This window comes from Rhizobium changzhiense (assembly GCF_013087625.1).
Lineage (GTDB): Bacteria > Pseudomonadota > Alphaproteobacteria > Rhizobiales > Rhizobiaceae > Rhizobium > Rhizobium sophorae.
Map to the genome: position 1 here is coordinate 914738 of NZ_JABFCQ010000001.1, position 15594 is coordinate 930331.

A 15594-nucleotide genomic window follows, 5' to 3' on the forward strand; every position below is an offset into this window, starting at 1 on the left:
GCGCCACCCCTTTCCTGTTCCGTCAGGCGGTTAAGGGCCACAGACTGAAAGGTCAAGCGAGAAAGCTTACCAGCCCCCGCCACCCCCGCCTCCGCCACCGCCGCCGGAGAAGCCGCCGCCGGAGGAACCGCCACTGGAGAAACCGGAGGATGAACTCGACGGCGGCGAGGGTATCGTCGAAGCAATGGTCGAGGCCATCGACGAGGAGAACCCGCCGACGTGGTCGGAGAAGCTGCCGCTGTCGAAATCGCCGGAGTACCAGGAGGGATCATAGGCCGCAGCCGCGCCGGCGGCAGCGGCCGCAAGCCAGGTCTCGAAGGTGCGTGACCAAGGTTTTTCGACGCCCAAAGCCACGGCGTAGGGGAGCAGCGTCTCGAAATGCTGCGGCGACATTTCAGGCGCGCCCGCCATGTTCATGCGGTCCTTCTCGGCAAGCGTCAAATATTGCCGCAGGCCGTCAATGCCGTCCATCATTTTGGCGCCGAGCGGAGTCGGCGCGCCCATAATGAAGAAATAGAGGACGTTGAGCAGCACGATGCCGCCGATAGCAAAGAGCAACGGCGTCTCGTGCAGTTCCACGAGCGAAGAGGCAAAGGAGAGAACGCTGAGCAGAAGGATGCTCACCCCGACGAAAACAATGATGGCGGTGACCACGAGTGCGACGATCCTGCCGAACAGCGACCTGCTGCGATAAAGCGGCCGGGCGAACGTGGCGACGAAGACGGCAATGAAGGCCGAGATGGCGAGCGGAATCAGCATCAGCACGACCGTATCGGGCTCCAGCGACCCGACAATGAACGGCGCCGCCAGGAAGACGGCACTGAGCGCGAGGCCGCCGATGGTGTAGCCGATGTTGGAATTGTAATATTTGCCGCGGTGTTCCTTCTCGATTGCCGAGCGGAAGGCCTGACCCACCGATCTCACATGCTTGCCATTGGCTTTGTCAATCGTCAGCGTCCTGCCTGCTGCCCCGGCGGCTTTCAGGAGTTCGCTCTCGCCGGCCTGCAATTTTTGTCTGCCGAGCGGCCTGCCGGTGCCGCTTATGATGATCGAATTCTTGAGGTCTTCGAGCTTGACATACCCGCGGACGGCCAGATCGAGGGCGGTCGCGGCGAGCGCCGTCCAGCCGCCGCCGAAGAAGCCCTTATTGTCGATATAGTTGACCAGGGCCGGCGAGATGCCCTCTGGTGCATCCCAGCGCGGCACGACGACACCGCGGGCGGGATCGCGGCCGACCTTCAGCCAAGATCTCGCATAATAGGCGAAAACCAGGATCAGGCCGCCGAAGCCGATGAAATAATCGCGGTTATCCTTCAGCCACCATGTGCTTTCCATATCCTGGCTCGGCGGATCGATCGACCCTTTCGGCATGCGGATCGCGAAGGTCAGGCCATCATTGGGATTGAGCGGCGCGGTGGTGGAAAAGACGAGGCCGGCTGCGGTTTGGCTGACGCGGGCATTCTTTTCCGTCGCGCCCTTCGGGCCGGTGAAAAAGGTCGTCTCCGTGGCAGCGACACCGGACGGCAGCTTCACCGTCGCGGTGGCCGAGAGGATCGGGAAGATCCAGCCATTGCCGGTGACATTCCAGTAGAGTTCGTCATGATCGTCGAAATAGCGGATCTGGCGATTGGTCCTGTAGGTAAAGACGTAGCGGTGGCGGCCCGGCGTCACTGTCAACTCGGCCAATCCCGTATAGATGCGGATGCCGCCTGATATCTGTTCCGTGTGCCAGGGCTCGTCCTCACCATCGCGCTGGACCGAGACCATATCGAAATCGACGCTGCGACGACGGCCAGCGGCATCGGTGAAATAGAGCGGGAAATCCCGGAAGATGCCGTGATTGATCCGGTCGCCCTCGGCATTGACGGTGATCGTCTCCGTCACCGTCATCGCGCCGCTCTTGTCGAGCGCGATGTCCGAGGCGAAACTGTCGATTACCTCAGCGGCAAAGGCTGCCGGGGCGGCGAGCATCAAGAGCAGTGCAAAGCAAAATCCGAAAAACCGACGCCCCATCCCAGTCTCCCCGCCGGCAGCCTCGGCTGCGCGTTTCGTCAATCTTTGTCCTGATAGGTCACGCCGAGGGCCGCCAGCGTCCGCCAGTAGGCGGGGAAGGTCTTGCCGACGCAATCGGGATCGAGAATGGTGATGCCGTCGATCTTCAGTCCGGCCAGCGCAAAACTCATGGCGATGCGGTGATCGGCGAAGCTGTCGATCTCAGCCGGCAGATGCTGGCCCGCAAGTGCGGGATCCGACTGCACGATCAGATCGTCACCCTCCTCGCGGGCAAGGCCTGAAACTATGCGGTTGAGGCCGGTCGAGAGCGCCCGGATGCGGTCGCATTCCTTGACCCGCAGGTTGGCGATGCCGACGAAGCGAACCGGCGTCTCGTTGAAGGCGGCAAGCACGGCAAGGGTCGGAACGGCATCCTGCATCTGCGAGCCGTCGATCTCTGCCGGCAGATGCGGGAATTTGGCGATGATGTCATAGGCGCGCGCATCCGGCTGCGAGAAGGTATCGGAGGGAACACCGAGATCGATCGCGCCGCCGGTCAGCACTTCGGCGGCCCAAAGATAGGTCGCAGCCGAAGCATCCGGCTCGACGATGAAGTCGGCAGCGCGGTAGCCGGTCGGCTCGACGCGCCAGGTGACCGGGCTGGTCTTCTCGACCTTGGCGCCGAAAGCCTTCATCGCCGCGGTGGTCAGATCGATATAGCCGAGCGCGCCGATATCCTCGCCGATGAGTTCGATGTCGACCGGCCGGTCGCCGCCGGCCGCCATCATCAGCAGCGCCGAAACATACTGGCTGGACAGGCCGCCATCGATGCGGATGCGGTCGGCCTGGAAGCGGCCAGTGCCCTTGACGGTGACCGGCGGGCAGCCGGTCTCGGCGGTGACGTCGATGCCGAGCGTGCGCATCGCCTCGACCAGCGGGCCGATCGGACGCTTGCGCATATGCTCGTCGCCATCGACGATGACGGTGCCGTCGACCAAAGCCGCAGCCGCCGTCAGGAAGCGGGTCGCCGTGCCAGCATTGCCAAGGAAGAGTGGCGCTTTCGGCGGCTTGAGCCTGCCGCTGCCGGTGACGACGAAGGTGGTGTCATCGGGTTCGTCGATCGCAACACCCATGGCACGCAACGCTTCGGCCATATACCGCGTATCGTCGCTCTTCAGCGCCCCGGTCAGCCGGCTGGTGCCCTTGGCAAGGCCCGCGAGCAGCAGGGCGCGATTGGTGATCGACTTGGAGCCCGGCGGCATGGCGCGGCCCGAAAGCGGCCTGCCCGGCGGGATGATCGTGAGTTTGGCTGTGCGTGTCATGCTGTTCTTCCGTCGATAGGGCGACTCTAAAGCGCGTGCCGCGCTTTAGGTATTTGGTTTTGCGCATGTCGTCATCGCAAAACCGCTGCACACTTTTGCGCGACATGCTATAGCCGGCCGCGATCTGCCCCTGCTCTTAATCGCTTTCTCGCAAAGGCAAAATGCCGGATCGTCAGAATTTCACGGTGGGGACGGCGCGGTCGGCTTCGTTGGTGATTTCGAAATATTCGCGCTTGGCAAAACCGAACTGACCGGCGACGAGATTGGAGGGGAAGCTTTCGACCTTGACGTTCAGGTCGCGGGCGGCACCATTGTAATAGCGCCGGGCCATCTGCAGCTCGCCTTCCATGGTTTCCAGCGAGGCCTGGAGCTCGGCAAAGTTCTGGTTGGCCTTGAGATCGGGATAGGCCTCGGCAAGCGCGATGACCCGGCCGAGCGCCTGGCCAAGCAGGCCTTCCGCCTGCGCCCTGCCGGCGACATCGCCTGATGGCACGGCCTGCGCCTTGTTGCGGAGCTCAACCACCTCTTCAAGCGTCGACTTTTCATGGGCGGCATAACCCTTGACCGTCTCGATCAGGTTCGGGATCAGGTCGGCGCGGCGCTTGAGCTGGACGTCGATGCCCGACCAGGCCTCTTCCGCCATCTGCCGCGCGCGAACCAGGCCGTTGTAGATGAAGACGATGTAAAGCGCGATCACAAGGACAATAGCGAGTATGACATACATGCAGATGAGCTCCCCGATTCGATGACCGCACGTTAGTGATTCGGCCGTAGAAAGTCATCTTGGCGAAACAATTCTCCAGCCGGTTTCGACTAGACTTTGATGGATACTCTGCTGACTAAGAGGTTATCAGCCAATCCGGAGCATAGGCATTCATCTTCTGGCTCTCTCGCCAGAGATTGAAGCGCTCGGTCCAGCGCTGCTCGACGTGGAGCGCGACTGCGAACGGCAGATAGTGCTCGTAGCATTCGACCGACATTGCCGGGCCGTTTATCTCGCCGCTGATATAACGACTCAAATCGAGCATGTTATTACGGACCTGCCGCTGCTTCGGCGTTGGCATGCGCAGCATCGCTAAAACCGCGATAATGCCGGCGATGTGCAGCAAGATCGCCATCAGGTATGGCCGCTGTTCGCTGATCACCTCGGTCGTGCCGATATAGGAAAGTGCAGCAATCACAATCGCCGGAAGCCCCACAAACAAACCAGCCGCCTGTTTGAACTGCTCGGAGGTGCCGGTGGCCACGGGAAACCGCTCCGGATGGCGAAACATTGTTACAACGGTCAAAAGAACCATCAATATCCCGCAGATGGCCGCGGAAAAGATCAAAAGGCCCGAAAAATAGGCGACGGCAATGCCGAGAGCCAAAATCGATGCTGCAGCCGCCAAGCTCCAGCGATCTTTGCCTCTGATCTTCTGATATTCCTCGGTGACTGTTCTGTGCAATTCATCTCTCACATCAGGCCGGGCATTTTTAACTCTGCGCCGATCGCCGGCAGACGGCTCCTTTGCAATGCCGTTGAATACTAAGCGCGTCGCAGCCGGAAGATCATACCATTTGGCGCGACCCGCCTTGCTCCTCCTTCGGTCTTGCTTTGCCAATAAGTCCGAGGCCTCGGCATCGTCACCCAGGCTGGAAATGCGAAGCGTTCGCTTGACCGCGAGCTGGCAGACAGACGCCATGAAAGCCGCTTTTGCCGCATCTGCCCTCCAATTCCGGAACAGATAGGCTGCTAGAGCGGGGGATATGCTTTGCGTTATTTTGGTATCGACAGTTATCAATGGTGCAGGCACAAGCCAGTACGGTCGAAATTTGAGGATAGCGACCAGACCGACGATCAACGGCCCTAAAATGCTTATGAAGGGGAGAAAGTGGTCGGAAAGCCACCACTGCACCCGCTTGCCGCTCGTGACCGTCACAAAGGTGCCTGCGGGATATTCGATCTCAATGTCCGGCAGCTCTCGATCCGCTTTACCTACTGGAATAGATACCAAGATCTCATTCGGTGCGCTCCGCGTAATGTCATAGGCCGCCGCCCGATCCTGTTGCGAGGGGCGTACCGTTCCGCCGGGCGGCAGTTTTAGAGTAAGCGTTTTTTTCGCTCCCTGGCCGTGCACGCGGCCCATATAGGCCGGCAGGAAGAGAACCTCGCGATCGCCTTCCTGACGAACCAGGCGTCCGAGCCAGTAAGCGATCTGGATCTTTGTGACACCGGTGAGCAGATCTGCAGAACAGCTTTTGCAGTGCTCCGTTCCTATGTAAACCGAATAGCCCGGCACATTGTTTTCTTTGAAATAATATTCGTCGATTCCGTCACGCCGGGCTGCGGCCAGTTCGAAATCTCGCCAGTGAACACCACCTGACGCATCCGTGAAACGTTGAGGGATATCAACGTAGACGCCGCCGTAATTTTCCGCCTTTTTGACCAAAATGTCGAAGTGTTCCGACACAAACGCACTGCCGTCGGTATAGACTTCGATCGTAGTGTTTGCCGAAGAGACGGTGAATTCTTTGTCGAAATTGCTGCACGAAGTCAGGACGAACAGCATGGCGCATAAGATGGGCCATGCTAAAAGGCGCAACATCCTGGGGGCGGAATTTTCATACAAAAGTTTAAAGTAAAGAATACCGCTCTTCAAAAGAGATACCGAACGTGATCGCAACACTCACAAGACAATGTGGGGGCGGTTTGCGCAATACAAAAGAAGCGTAGCGCCGAAAGCGACGGAAAATTTTCGAGACGGCTTTTACGCCGCCTCGCTCGTCAGGTTGACGCCGCCGGCGTCGGTCAGCAGGAAGGCTTCGCCACAGGCCTTGGCAAGCGTGCGCACGCGCAGGATATAGCTCTGGCGCTCGGTGACCGAGATGACGCCGCGGGCATCGAGCAGGTTGAAGACATGGCTTGCCTTGATGCACTGGTCATAGGCCGGGAAGACGCATTTGTGCAGGCGCTGGTTGGCGTTGTCGCCGGGGGCGCCGGCATCGAGCAGCGCCCGGCATTCCTTCTCGGCATCGACGAAGTGGCGATGCAGCATCTCGGTGTTGGCGAATTCGAAATTGTGGCGGGAATATTCCTGCTCGGCCTGTAGGAAGACGTCGCCATAGCTGATCTTTTCGTCGCCGTCGCGGCCGTTGAAGTTCAGATCATAGACATTGTCGACGCCCTGGACATACATGGCGAGGCGTTCGAGACCATAGGTCAGTTCGCCGGCGACCGGCGAGCATTCGATGCCGCAGACCTGCTGGAAATAGGTGAACTGCGAGACTTCCATGCCGTCGCACCAGCATTCCCAGCCGAGGCCCCAGGCGCCAAGCGTCGGGCTTTCCCAGTCGTCTTCGACGAAACGAATGTCGTGCAGCAGCGGATCGAGGCCGATCGCCGCCAGCGAACCGAGATAAAGCTCCTGCAGGTTGGGTGGGTTTGGCTTCAGGATGACCTGGTATTGGTAATAATGCTGCAGGCGGTTCGGGTTCTCGCCGTAGCGGCCGTCGGAGGGACGCCGCGACGGCTGGACATAGGCCGCCTTCCACGGCTTTGGGCCGAGGGCGCGCAGCGTGGTGGCAGGGTGGAAGGTGCCGGCGCCGACTTCCATGTCATAGGGCTGCAGCACCGCGCAACCCTTGTCCGCCCAGTAGTTATGCAGGGTCAGGATCAGCGCCTGGAAGGAGCGCTTCGGGTTCATATGGTCTGGGATAGCTGACATCGAACGGCACCGATTGCTTGGGATTTATCGGCGCGACAGGTGCCATGGAGGGCGGCGGGGGTCAAGACATTTGCGGCGGACAGCCGGCGATGGCCGATATGGAAGAGGACTTCGCCGCCTCTCACCCTAACCCTTGTGGCAGCGGGGAATACCCCCTCTGCCCTGCCGGGCATCTCCCCCACAGGTGGGGAGATCGACCAGTGGCTAGGGTTTCCCCAAACAACGAAAGCGCCTGCGCGAAGCAGTCAGGAAAGCCGAGACATTTCCCCTTGCCAATCTCCCCCCTTGTGGGGGAGATGTCCGGCAGGACAGAGGGGGGTTCCAAGCCCGCCCTACGCTGCGCACTGCTAAGCGACTGCCGGATGAGAGGCAGATGAGTGGCGACGCCTTTTATTCTCCCTCGCGCTTCAGCCGGTATTCTCCCGTCGCCGGATCCTTGATCAGCGTGCCGATTGCGCCCGTCTGGCGCTCCTTTTCAGCACGGCGCGACTTTTCGGCGAGCTTGCGGGCATCGGAGACGAAGCGGCGGTAGAGCCACCAGGCTGAGAAAACCAGGACCAGGATCGTAATAAGCTGTGCCATGCCCCTCTCTTGCTCCCTTCAAAGTCCGAAACGGCTCCACAATGCTCTCTCTTCCGCCGCTTCGACAAGCCCCGTAGCGAGACCGGATGCAGCACCTTCGAGCGAGACTGGCGATACACCGGGAATCCGGCGGCCGAACAGGCCGCGACCGGCGGTGACAAGCTCCAGCTTGGTCTTCTGGCCGTAACGCCTCTTCAGTTCCTGGCGCATGTCGCCGAGGCCATCGATGAGGCCGAGTTCGAGGCCGCGTGTGCCGCTCCAGAACAGGCCGGAAAACACCGTCGCATCGTCCGTCAGCTTGCCGGCACGGCGCTCGCGCACCATGGAGATGAAGACCTGGTGAATTTCGAGCTGCAGGCTCTTCAGATACTCGATGTCCTTTTCCTTTTCCGGCTGGAAAGGATCGAGGATCACCTTGTTTTCGCCCGCCGTATAGACGCGGCGTTCGACGCCAATCTTCTTCAGCAGTTCGGGAAAGCCGAAACCGCCGGAGACGACGCCGATCGAGCCGACGATGGAGGTGGCGTCGGCGATGATCTCATCGCCGGCCAGCGCGATCATGTAACCGCCCGAGGCGGCGACATCCTCGACGAAGACCAGAACCTTCTTCTGCTTTTCGCGGGCGAGCTCGCGAATGCGGGTGAAGATCAGGCGCGACTGGACGGGCGAGCCGCCCGGCGAATTGATGGAGATGGCCACCGCCGGTGCGTCCTTCATGGCGAAAGCCTTTTCCAGAACCGGAGAGACATTGGCGAGGTTGAGGGTCGGCCGGAACTGGCCGCCGCCGCTGATGATCGCCCCCTGCAGGCGGACGACCGGAATGGTGATGCCGTCCTTGCGGAACCGTTTCGGCAGCAGCTTTCTCAAGAATCCGGCCATTTCCCTTCCTTTGCTTCGGGTCGCACGATCGTCACCCATGTATGCGCTGGAACGACAAACGCAATGGCTGCGTTCCTGAAAACATTGGGTTTGACTTTGTTGTTGCGAATGACTTGCATTATCATTCTAACTCGTCATAGTGCACGCACAATAAAACAGGTGGAAATCGCATGGACGTGCTCAATCCGAATACAAAGAGCGGCTGGCGCCACGAACGCGGAGAAGCGTCGCTGTCGGATGTCTACCGCACCGTCGGAACCGGGCGTCACAGCTCGATGTGGCGAAGGGCGGCAGCCTTCGCCGGGCCGGGCTACATGGTCGCCGTCGGTTACATGGACCCCGGCAACTGGGCGACCTCGCTCGCCGGCGGCTCGAAATTCGGCTATGCGCTGCTCACCGTCGCGCTGCTTTCCAACCTGATGGCGATCGTGCTGCAATCGCTCTGCGCGCGCCTGGCGATCGCCTCCGGCCGCGATCTCGCGCAGGCCTGCCGCGACGCCTTTCCGAAATATGTCTCGCTGCCGCTCTGGGCCTTTGCGGAAATCGCCATCATCGCCACCGATATCGCCGAGGTGATCGGCACGGCGATCGGCCTCAATCTGCTGATGGGCATCCCGCTTGAACTCGGCGTGCTGATCACCGCGCTCGACGTCTTCGTGATCCTCTTCCTGCAGAAGCTCGGTTTCCGCTGGGTGGAAGCCTTCATCATCGCGCTGCTCGGCGTCATCGCGGTCTGCTTCGGCGTGCAGATCCTGCTGGCCGACCCGCAATGGGGCGCTGTTCTCACCGGCTTCTTCCCGACGACCGAGATCGTCACGAATCCCGAGATGCTCTACCTGGCGCTCGGCATTCTCGGCGCGACCGTCATGCCGCACAATCTCTATCTCCACTCCGGCATCGTGCAGACGCGGGCCTATGGCCATACGGTTCCCGAAAAGAGGGAGGCGCTGACCTTTGCGACGATCGACTCGACGGTCGCACTCTGTTTCGCGCTGCTGATCAACGCCTCGATCCTGATCCTGGCGGCCGCCGCCTTCAATGCGCAAGGCAAGACCGACGTCGTCGAACTCGGCGATGCCTATTCGCTGCTGTCGCCGCTGCTCGGCCTCGCCATCGCGCCGACGCTGTTCGGCATCGCGCTTCTCTGCTGCGGCCTCAACTCGACTGTGACGGCGACGCTTGCCGGCCAGATCGTCATGGAAGGCTTCCTGAAGATCCGGCTGAAGCCGTGGGTGCGCCGCCTGATTACCCGCGCCATCGCCATCGTGCCGGCGGCGATCGTCACCATCTGGTATGGCGACCAGGGCACGGCGGAGCTTTTGATCCTCACCCAGGTGGTGCTCAGCCTGCAGCTTTCCTTCGCCGTCTTCCCGCTGGTGATGTTTACCGCCAACAAGGCCAAGATGGGAGAACTGGTGGCGCCGCGCTGGCTGAGCGGCATTGCCTATCTGATCGCGATCGTGATCGCCGGGCTGAACGTCAAGCTGCTCTTCGACTTCGTCACCGGCTGAAGCATTTTCAGGAAAAGTGTGAAGCCAGTCTAAAACCTGGCATAGGCCGCCCGACCATTGTTGAAATCATCGACGAGAGGGGAGAACTTATGGCTCCCCTCTTCGTGCATGATGAGGGCCGCCCGCAGCGACAGCCGCGCCCGCGATCCCTTGATCGCCGTCACCAGTATCCGCACGGCGTTTTCACCCGGACGCGGATGGATGGCGGTGATTTCGATGCCGCCGAAGCGCCGGCCGCAGGCAGTGACGATCTCGGCGATCGACTGAGGCCTGGCGATCAGCGACAATTGCCCGCCGGGGATCATGATGGCGCCGGCCGTGCGGATCCAGCTTTCGAACAGGCCGTCGGTCATCGCATGGGCTTCGGCCTTCAGCGCATCCGGCGTGCGCCGGTCGCCGGCGTCGTTGAAGGGCGGGTTCATGATGACGTGGTGGAAGCTCTCATCGGTGAGCCCGGCAACGTTGCGCGCCTTGGCGGTCAGCGTCACATCGGCCTCGACGACGCTGACGCGGCCGGCGATGTGGGCATTGTCGGGCAGCAAGATGCTGCGGCGGGCATAATCGGCCATCTCGGCCGAGCGTTCGAAAAGCACCACTTCCGCATCGGCAAGGCGCGAGGCGACGGCAAGGCCGGCAGCACCGGCGCCGGCACCGAGATCGGCGACCCTGACCTTTCGATCGTCGGCGACCAGAGCCGCAAGCAGCATCGCATCCATCCCGGAGCGATGGCCCCTGCCCTTCGGTTGCACCACATGGAAGCCGCCGCGATGAAAGGCATCGACAGTCTCAGTGGCGGTCATCGGAACTCACTTCCGCTCACGCAGCTCGCCGCCGAGACCGGCATCGGTAAGGATGCGGCGCGCCTGATCGGCCATCTCCTCATCCACCAGCAGGCGGCGCGACAGCATGTCGAGCGAGCCTTCCAGCACGCTCATGCCCTGATCGGCGATGAAGCAGTGAATTCCGGCATCCTTCATCAAACTCTCAGCATAGGAGAGAAGCACGGGGTCGTTGGCGCGGATAAGCTCATGCATTGCCGTCGTTTTCCTTCCAATTTCGCCCAGCGCGACAATTCACCCCTTGCCGCGTCCATCGCCCCTTTCTATTGTCAGGTGCAATGAATGAATAGGAGTCCGGGTCGTTGGGCGTGGTCATACCGCTTGAAGAAAGCAAAAACAAACTGGCATCCATAAAGCCGTTGGTCGATCTCACCAGGGCGGATATGGAGCGAGTAAACCAGCTCATTCTGTCTAAGGCCGGCTCCGATGTGCAGATGATCCCCGAAGTGGCGAACCATCTGATCTCGTCCGGTGGCAAGCGGCTGCGGCCGATGCTGACACTGGCCGCCGCATCGCTGTTCGACTACAGGGGCGAAAACCACGTCAAACTCGCCACGTCGGTCGAGTTCATGCATACGGCAACGCTGCTCCATGACGACGTCGTAGACGAAAGCGATCTGCGCCGCGGCAAATCGACGGCGCGGATGATCTGGGGCAACCAGGCAAGCGTGCTGGTCGGCGACTTCCTGCTCGGCCAGGCCTTCCGGATGATGGTCGATGTCGGCTCGCTCGATGCGCTCGACGTCTTGTCTTCCGCCGCCTGCGTGATCGCCGAAGGCGAGGTGTTGCAGCTTTCCGTCGCCAAGAACATGGAGACGACGGAGGACGATTATCTCTCCGTCATCCGCGCCAAGACGGCGGCTCTCTTTGCCGCCGCCGCCGAAGTCGGGCCGATCGTCGCCGAGGCCGGCCGGTCCGGCCGCAATGCGCTGAAATCCTACGGTATGAATCTCGGGCTCGCCTTCCAGCTGGTCGACGACGCGCTCGACTACGGCGGCAAGGCCGCCGATCTCGGCAAGAATGTCGGCGACGATTTCCGCGAGGGCAAGATCACCCTGCCGGTCATTCTCGCCTATCGCCGCGGCACCGCGGATGAGCGCGCCTTCTGGCGCGATGCGATCGAGGCCGGCAACAGCACCGACGCCAACCTCGAAAAAGCGCTGGGACTGATCACCAAATACGGTACGCTCAGCGACACGATCGGCCGCGCGATCCATTACGGCACGATCGCGCGCGATGCGCTTGCGCCCCTTCCCGATACGGTCTGGAAATCCGCCCTGATGGAAGTGATCGACTTCTGCATCGAGCGGGTCAATTGATCAAACGTCCTTGATCGCCGGCTGATTTTCTTGCAGCGCCGCTTCAAAAAAGCCATCCTGTTATGAATCAGTGATCGCAACTGATTTTGCGACCGGCACCATTTGTCGGGACGCTGTCGAAGAAAGGTTTCCTAATGCGGCAGAGAATCGCCATCCGTCTTCTTACGAGCGCAGCGCTAGCCGCTGTCCTTTCGCTCAGCGGTGTCGGCGGCGCGAACGCCGAGGATGCGGCCAAGACAGACGATGCCGGCACTGCCGTTCACTTCGATGCGGACAGCGTCACCACTTTCTCCGGCGCCTTTCTCGCCGCACGCACCGCCGATGTCGATCATGACTACGAAACGGCGATCGAACTCTACAAGAAGGCGCTGCAGATCGAGCCCGGCAATCCCGAGATTCGCCAGCGTTTGATGATCTCGCTGCTGCTCAATGGCGATATCAAGGACGGCGTCAAATATGCCAATGACCTGAAGGGCGATCCTTCCGTCGAGCGCATCACCACGATCGTGCGCGGCATGGATGCCGTGCGCCGCGGCGACTACAAGTCCGCCGAGGCCATTCTGAAATATAAGGGGCCAAACGATCTCGACCGGATGATGAACGACCTGCTGCTTGCCTGGGCCCGCGTCGGTGCCGGCCGCGGCAAGGAAGCGCTGACGATGGTCGAGAAGATGAAGGGGCCGGACTGGTTTCGCATCTTCCAGAATTACAATGCCGGCGCCATCGCCATCACCACCGGCGACGTGAAATCCGCCCGAAAGCATCTGAACGATGCCGTGCTCGACAAGGAGGGCGGAGCGACCGCGCCCGACACCTTCATGCGCGCCGTGATGGCGCTTGCCCGCCTCGAAGCAACACAAGGCAATAAGCAGAAGGCGCTCGACGCCGTTTCCGTCGGCGACAACCTGCTGCCGAACTATGCGCCGCTGAACGCGCTGCGCGACAGTATCGAAAAGAACGAGAAGCAGGAACAGCAGGTCAAGACGGCCGAAGAAGGTGCCGCCGGCGTGCTCTTCTCGGTTGGCGGCGCGCTGAACCGCGACGGCGCCGAGGATATCGTCTCGCTTTACCTGCAGACGGCCAATGCGCTCGATCCGAACAGCGCCGATACGCTGGTGCTGCTCGGCGGTATCGCCGAGAAGCAGAACCAGATGGACCGCGCTATCGCGCTCTACAAGAAAGTGCCCGAGAATTCGCCGATGCGGCGCATCTCCGAACTGCAGCTCGGCCTTGCCCTTGCCCAGGGCGGCAAGGTGGATGAGGCGCGCAAGCACCTGCAGGCGCTGATCGCCTCCGACCCGAAGGACATCCGCAGTTACCTCGCCTATGGCAGCGTGCTCTCCGACGCCAAGGACTACCAGGCGATGGCCACGAATTACGACAAGGCCGTCGATGTGATCGGCCCCATTCCCGGCCGCGCCAACTGGAGCGTCTTCTTCCAGCGCGGCATCGCCTATGAGCGGCTGAAAAAGTGGGACCAGGCGGAACCGAACTTCCGCAAGGCCTTAGAGCTCAATCCCGACCAGCCGCAGGTGCTGAACTATCTCGGTTATTCCTGGATCGACATGAACCGGAACCTCGACGAAGGTCTCGGCATGATCAAGAAGGCCGTCGAGCTTCGCCCTGACGACGGATACATCATCGATTCGCTCGGCTGGGCCTATTTCCGCCTCAACCGCTTCGACGATGCCGTCGACGAGCTGGAGCGGGCCGCCCAGATCAAGGCCGGCGACGCGACGATCAACGACCATCTCGGCGATGCCTACTGGCGCGTCGGGCGCAAGCTCGAGGCCGTCTATCAGTGGAACCGGGCGCTCGCCTCCGAGCCCGAAGCTGCCGAGATCCCGAAGATCAAGGACAAGGTCGCCAACGGCCTGCCTCCCGTCAGCGACGATGCCAAGGCGGCCGACAAGAAGCAGCCGGACCCGGCACCGGTCACCCCGCCGCCGGTCGACAAGAAATCCTGACGGGCTGATAATATGCCTGAAGAGGGCCTGGCCGAGGCTTTCGGCGTCACCGAAGAGGCGCGCGCGAAGATCAACCTCGCCCTGCATGTGACGGGCCAGCGGGCAGATGGCTATCATCTGCTCGACATGCTGGTGACCTTCGCCGATTGCGGCGACCGGCTGGGCTTCCTGCCTTCGCAGGCCGACACGTTCACCCTGTCTGGCCGCTTCGGCGAAACGCTTGCCGACGATGGCGGCACCAACCTAGTGCTGCGGGCGCGCGATCTGCTGCGCGAAGCGGTCGGCGCCCTCGCCTTCCCTGTCCATATCCACCTGCAAAAGAACCTGCCGATCGCCTCCGGCATCGGCGGCGGCTCGGCCGATGCAGCGGCGACCCTGCGCGGCCTGATGCGGCTCTGGGGCATGAGCCTGCCGGTGGAAGCGCTTGCTACGCTCTCGCTGAAGCTCGGCGCCGATGTGCCGATGTGCCTGGAGAGCCGGCCGCTGATTGCCCGCGGCATCGGCGAACAAATCGAAGCTGTGCCGGAACTGCCGGCCTTTGCCATTGTGCTCGCCAATCCGCTGAAAGGCGTCTCGACGCCGGAAGTTTTCCGGCGGCTGCCCGCGAAGAACAATCCGCCTCTGAACCTGGCTTCAAATCTCGCTGGGACTGCCGACTGGCTCGCGGCGATCGGCATCGCCCGCAACGACCTGGAGCCGCCGGCGCGCGAACTCGTGCCCGAGATTTCGGCGATCTCGGCAATGCTGCAGGCCCGCGGCGCCCTGCTCACCCGCATGTCCGGCTCCGGCGCCACCTGTTTTGGCATCTTTACTACTATGGCCGCTGCGCAAGAGGCGGTGACAACTCTTCACGGCGAGCGGCCGGACTGGTATTTCCAGGCGACGGAAACGGTTTCGGGAGGCGCATGATGGCAGGTCTGGACGAAAAGCGGCCCTTCATCGCGGTCGGCATTGCGGTTCTCACGATCTCGGATACACGCACGCCGGAAACGGACAAGTCAGGCGACACGCTGGCGGCGCGGATCACGGAGGCGGGGCACAGGCTGGTCGACCGGGGGATCGTGCCCGATGATCGCGAAAAGATCGCCGCGCGGGTGAAGGCCTGGACTGAGAACCAAGACATAGACGTCGTCATCACCACAGGCGGCACCGGCTTTACCGGCCGCGATGTGACGCCAGAGGCGCTGGAGCCTTTGTTCGAAAAGCGGATGGACGGCTTTTCCGCCATCTTCCACCGCATCTCCTACGAGAAGATCGGCACGGCGACGATCCAATCGCGCGCCACGGCAGGTGTTGCCAACGCCACGTTCATCTTCGTGCTGCCGGGTTCGCCCGGCGCCTGCCGGGATGCCTGGGACGGCATTCTGAAAGGACAGCTCGACTATCGCAGCGCGCCGTGCAATTTCGTCGAGATCATGCCGCGTCTGGACGAGCACCTGAAACGCGGCGCGACAAAATAGACTGCCTGCAACAGCG

General features: G+C 61.7%; 14 protein-coding genes. 5 read left to right on the forward strand and 9 right to left on the reverse strand.

All coding sequences use genetic code 11. The annotated features are described in order from the left end of the window. Positions 1 to 66: 66 nt before the first annotated feature. The 7 genes from G9X68_RS04620 to G9X68_RS04650 all read right to left on the reverse strand — a co-directional run bounded on the left by G9X68_RS04620 (position 67) and on the right by G9X68_RS04650 (position 8482). Positions 67 to 2013 (reverse strand): DUF2207 domain-containing protein, encoded by a 1947-nt coding sequence (locus tag G9X68_RS04620; RefSeq protein ID WP_171602154.1) that lies wholly within the window; start codon positions 2011 to 2013, stop codon positions 67 to 69. Positions 2014 to 2051: 38 nt separating this feature from the next. Next, positions 2052 to 3314, reverse strand: a complete 1263-nt coding sequence (locus G9X68_RS04625; protein ID WP_171601454.1) for a 3-phosphoshikimate 1-carboxyvinyltransferase — start codon at positions 3312 to 3314, stop codon at positions 2052 to 2054. Positions 3315 to 3486: 172 nt separating this feature from the next. Further along, the gene (locus tag G9X68_RS04630) at positions 3487 to 4038 is read right to left on the reverse strand and encodes a LemA family protein (RefSeq protein WP_171601455.1); all 552 of its coding nucleotides are present in this window, start codon (positions 4036 to 4038) and stop codon (positions 3487 to 3489) included. Positions 4039 to 4153: 115 nt separating this feature from the next. Further along, the gene (locus tag G9X68_RS04635; protein ID WP_171602155.1) at positions 4154 to 5902 is read right to left on the reverse strand and encodes a DUF2207 family protein; all 1749 of its coding nucleotides are present in this window, start codon (positions 5900 to 5902) and stop codon (positions 4154 to 4156) included. A 162-nt stretch (positions 5903 to 6064) separates the two neighbouring features. Then, the gene (locus tag G9X68_RS04640) at positions 6065 to 7021 is read right to left on the reverse strand and encodes a glycine--tRNA ligase subunit alpha (RefSeq protein ID WP_171601456.1); all 957 of its coding nucleotides are present in this window, start codon (positions 7019 to 7021) and stop codon (positions 6065 to 6067) included. Positions 7022 to 7411: 390 nt separating this feature from the next. Further along, on the reverse strand, positions 7412 to 7603 hold the full coding sequence (locus G9X68_RS04645) for a hypothetical protein (protein ID WP_168311394.1): 192 nt from the start codon (positions 7601 to 7603) through the stop codon (positions 7412 to 7414). Positions 7604 to 7621: 18 nt separating this feature from the next. Further along, positions 7622 to 8482, reverse strand: coding sequence for a S49 family peptidase (locus G9X68_RS04650; protein WP_171601457.1), 861 nt, complete (start codon positions 8480 to 8482; stop codon positions 7622 to 7624). A gap of 170 nt (positions 8483 to 8652) precedes the next feature. Between G9X68_RS04650 and G9X68_RS04655 the strand changes: the two genes are divergently transcribed. Continuing rightward, complete coding sequence (locus G9X68_RS04655; protein ID WP_171601458.1) at positions 8653 to 9993, forward strand: Nramp family divalent metal transporter; 1341 nt, start codon at positions 8653 to 8655, stop codon at positions 9991 to 9993. 29 nt (positions 9994 to 10022) lie between these two features. On the opposite strand, the gene G9X68_RS04660 is transcribed toward G9X68_RS04655, so the two are convergent. Further along, positions 10023 to 10793 carry a tRNA1(Val) (adenine(37)-N6)-methyltransferase gene (locus G9X68_RS04660; RefSeq protein ID WP_171601459.1) on the reverse strand — a complete coding sequence of 257 codons (771 nt, stop codon included), beginning with the start codon at positions 10791 to 10793 and terminating at the stop codon, positions 10023 to 10025. A 6-nt stretch (positions 10794 to 10799) separates the two neighbouring features. Continuing rightward, a complete protein-coding gene (locus G9X68_RS04665; RefSeq protein ID WP_129418109.1) occupies positions 10800 to 11027 on the reverse strand; it encodes a putative signal transducing protein in 228 nt (75 codons plus the stop codon). Between the two features lie 107 nt (positions 11028 to 11134). On the opposite strand from G9X68_RS04665, the gene G9X68_RS04670 reads away from it, so the two are divergent. The 4 genes from G9X68_RS04670 to moaB all read left to right on the forward strand — a co-directional run bounded on the left by G9X68_RS04670 (position 11135) and on the right by moaB (position 15578). Further along, positions 11135 to 12151, forward strand: a complete 1017-nt coding sequence (locus G9X68_RS04670) for a polyprenyl synthetase family protein (protein WP_171601460.1) — start codon at positions 11135 to 11137, stop codon at positions 12149 to 12151. Positions 12152 to 12285: 134 nt separating this feature from the next. Then, entirely contained in the window at positions 12286 to 14118 is a 1833-nt protein-coding gene (locus G9X68_RS04675; RefSeq protein WP_171601461.1) for a tetratricopeptide repeat protein, read from the forward strand. Positions 14119 to 14130: 12 nt separating this feature from the next. Next, positions 14131 to 15027, forward strand: coding sequence for a 4-(cytidine 5'-diphospho)-2-C-methyl-D-erythritol kinase (locus G9X68_RS04680; protein WP_171601462.1), 897 nt, complete (start codon positions 14131 to 14133; stop codon positions 15025 to 15027). Beyond that, positions 15027 to 15578 carry a molybdenum cofactor biosynthesis protein B gene (gene moaB / locus G9X68_RS04685; RefSeq protein ID WP_020048682.1) on the forward strand — a complete coding sequence of 184 codons (552 nt, stop codon included), beginning with the start codon at positions 15027 to 15029 and terminating at the stop codon, positions 15576 to 15578. The genes G9X68_RS04680 and moaB overlap by 1 nt, the downstream gene beginning before the upstream one ends. Positions 15579 to 15594 lie beyond the last annotated feature (16 nt).

Coding starts and splice junctions, on each gene's coding strand:
- G9X68_RS04620 (WP_171602154.1), bottom strand. CDS start 2,013: ATGGGGCGTCGGTTTTTCGGATTTTGCTTTGCACTGCTCTTGATGCTC.
- G9X68_RS04665 (WP_129418109.1), bottom strand. CDS start 11,027: ATGCATGAGCTTATCCGCGCCAACGACCCCGTGCTTCTCTCCTATGCT.
- G9X68_RS04650 (WP_171601457.1), bottom strand. CDS start 8,482: ATGGCCGGATTCTTGAGAAAGCTGCTGCCGAAACGGTTCCGCAAGGAC.
- moaB (WP_020048682.1), top strand. CDS start 15,027: ATGGCAGGTCTGGACGAAAAGCGGCCCTTCATCGCGGTCGGCATTGCG.
- G9X68_RS04655 (WP_171601458.1), top strand. CDS start 8,653: ATGGACGTGCTCAATCCGAATACAAAGAGCGGCTGGCGCCACGAACGC.
- G9X68_RS04640 (WP_171601456.1), bottom strand. CDS start 7,021: ATGTCAGCTATCCCAGACCATATGAACCCGAAGCGCTCCTTCCAGGCG.
- G9X68_RS04660 (WP_171601459.1), bottom strand. CDS start 10,793: ATGACCGCCACTGAGACTGTCGATGCCTTTCATCGCGGCGGCTTCCAT.
- G9X68_RS04675 (WP_171601461.1), top strand. CDS start 12,286: ATGCGGCAGAGAATCGCCATCCGTCTTCTTACGAGCGCAGCGCTAGCC.
- G9X68_RS04680 (WP_171601462.1), top strand. CDS start 14,131: ATGCCTGAAGAGGGCCTGGCCGAGGCTTTCGGCGTCACCGAAGAGGCG.
- G9X68_RS04625 (WP_171601454.1), bottom strand. CDS start 3,314: ATGACACGCACAGCCAAACTCACGATCATCCCGCCGGGCAGGCCGCTT.
- G9X68_RS04635 (WP_171602155.1), bottom strand. CDS start 5,902: ATGTTGCGCCTTTTAGCATGGCCCATCTTATGCGCCATGCTGTTCGTC.
- G9X68_RS04645 (WP_168311394.1), bottom strand. CDS start 7,603: ATGGCACAGCTTATTACGATCCTGGTCCTGGTTTTCTCAGCCTGGTGG.
- G9X68_RS04630 (WP_171601455.1), bottom strand. CDS start 4,038: ATGTATGTCATACTCGCTATTGTCCTTGTGATCGCGCTTTACATCGTC.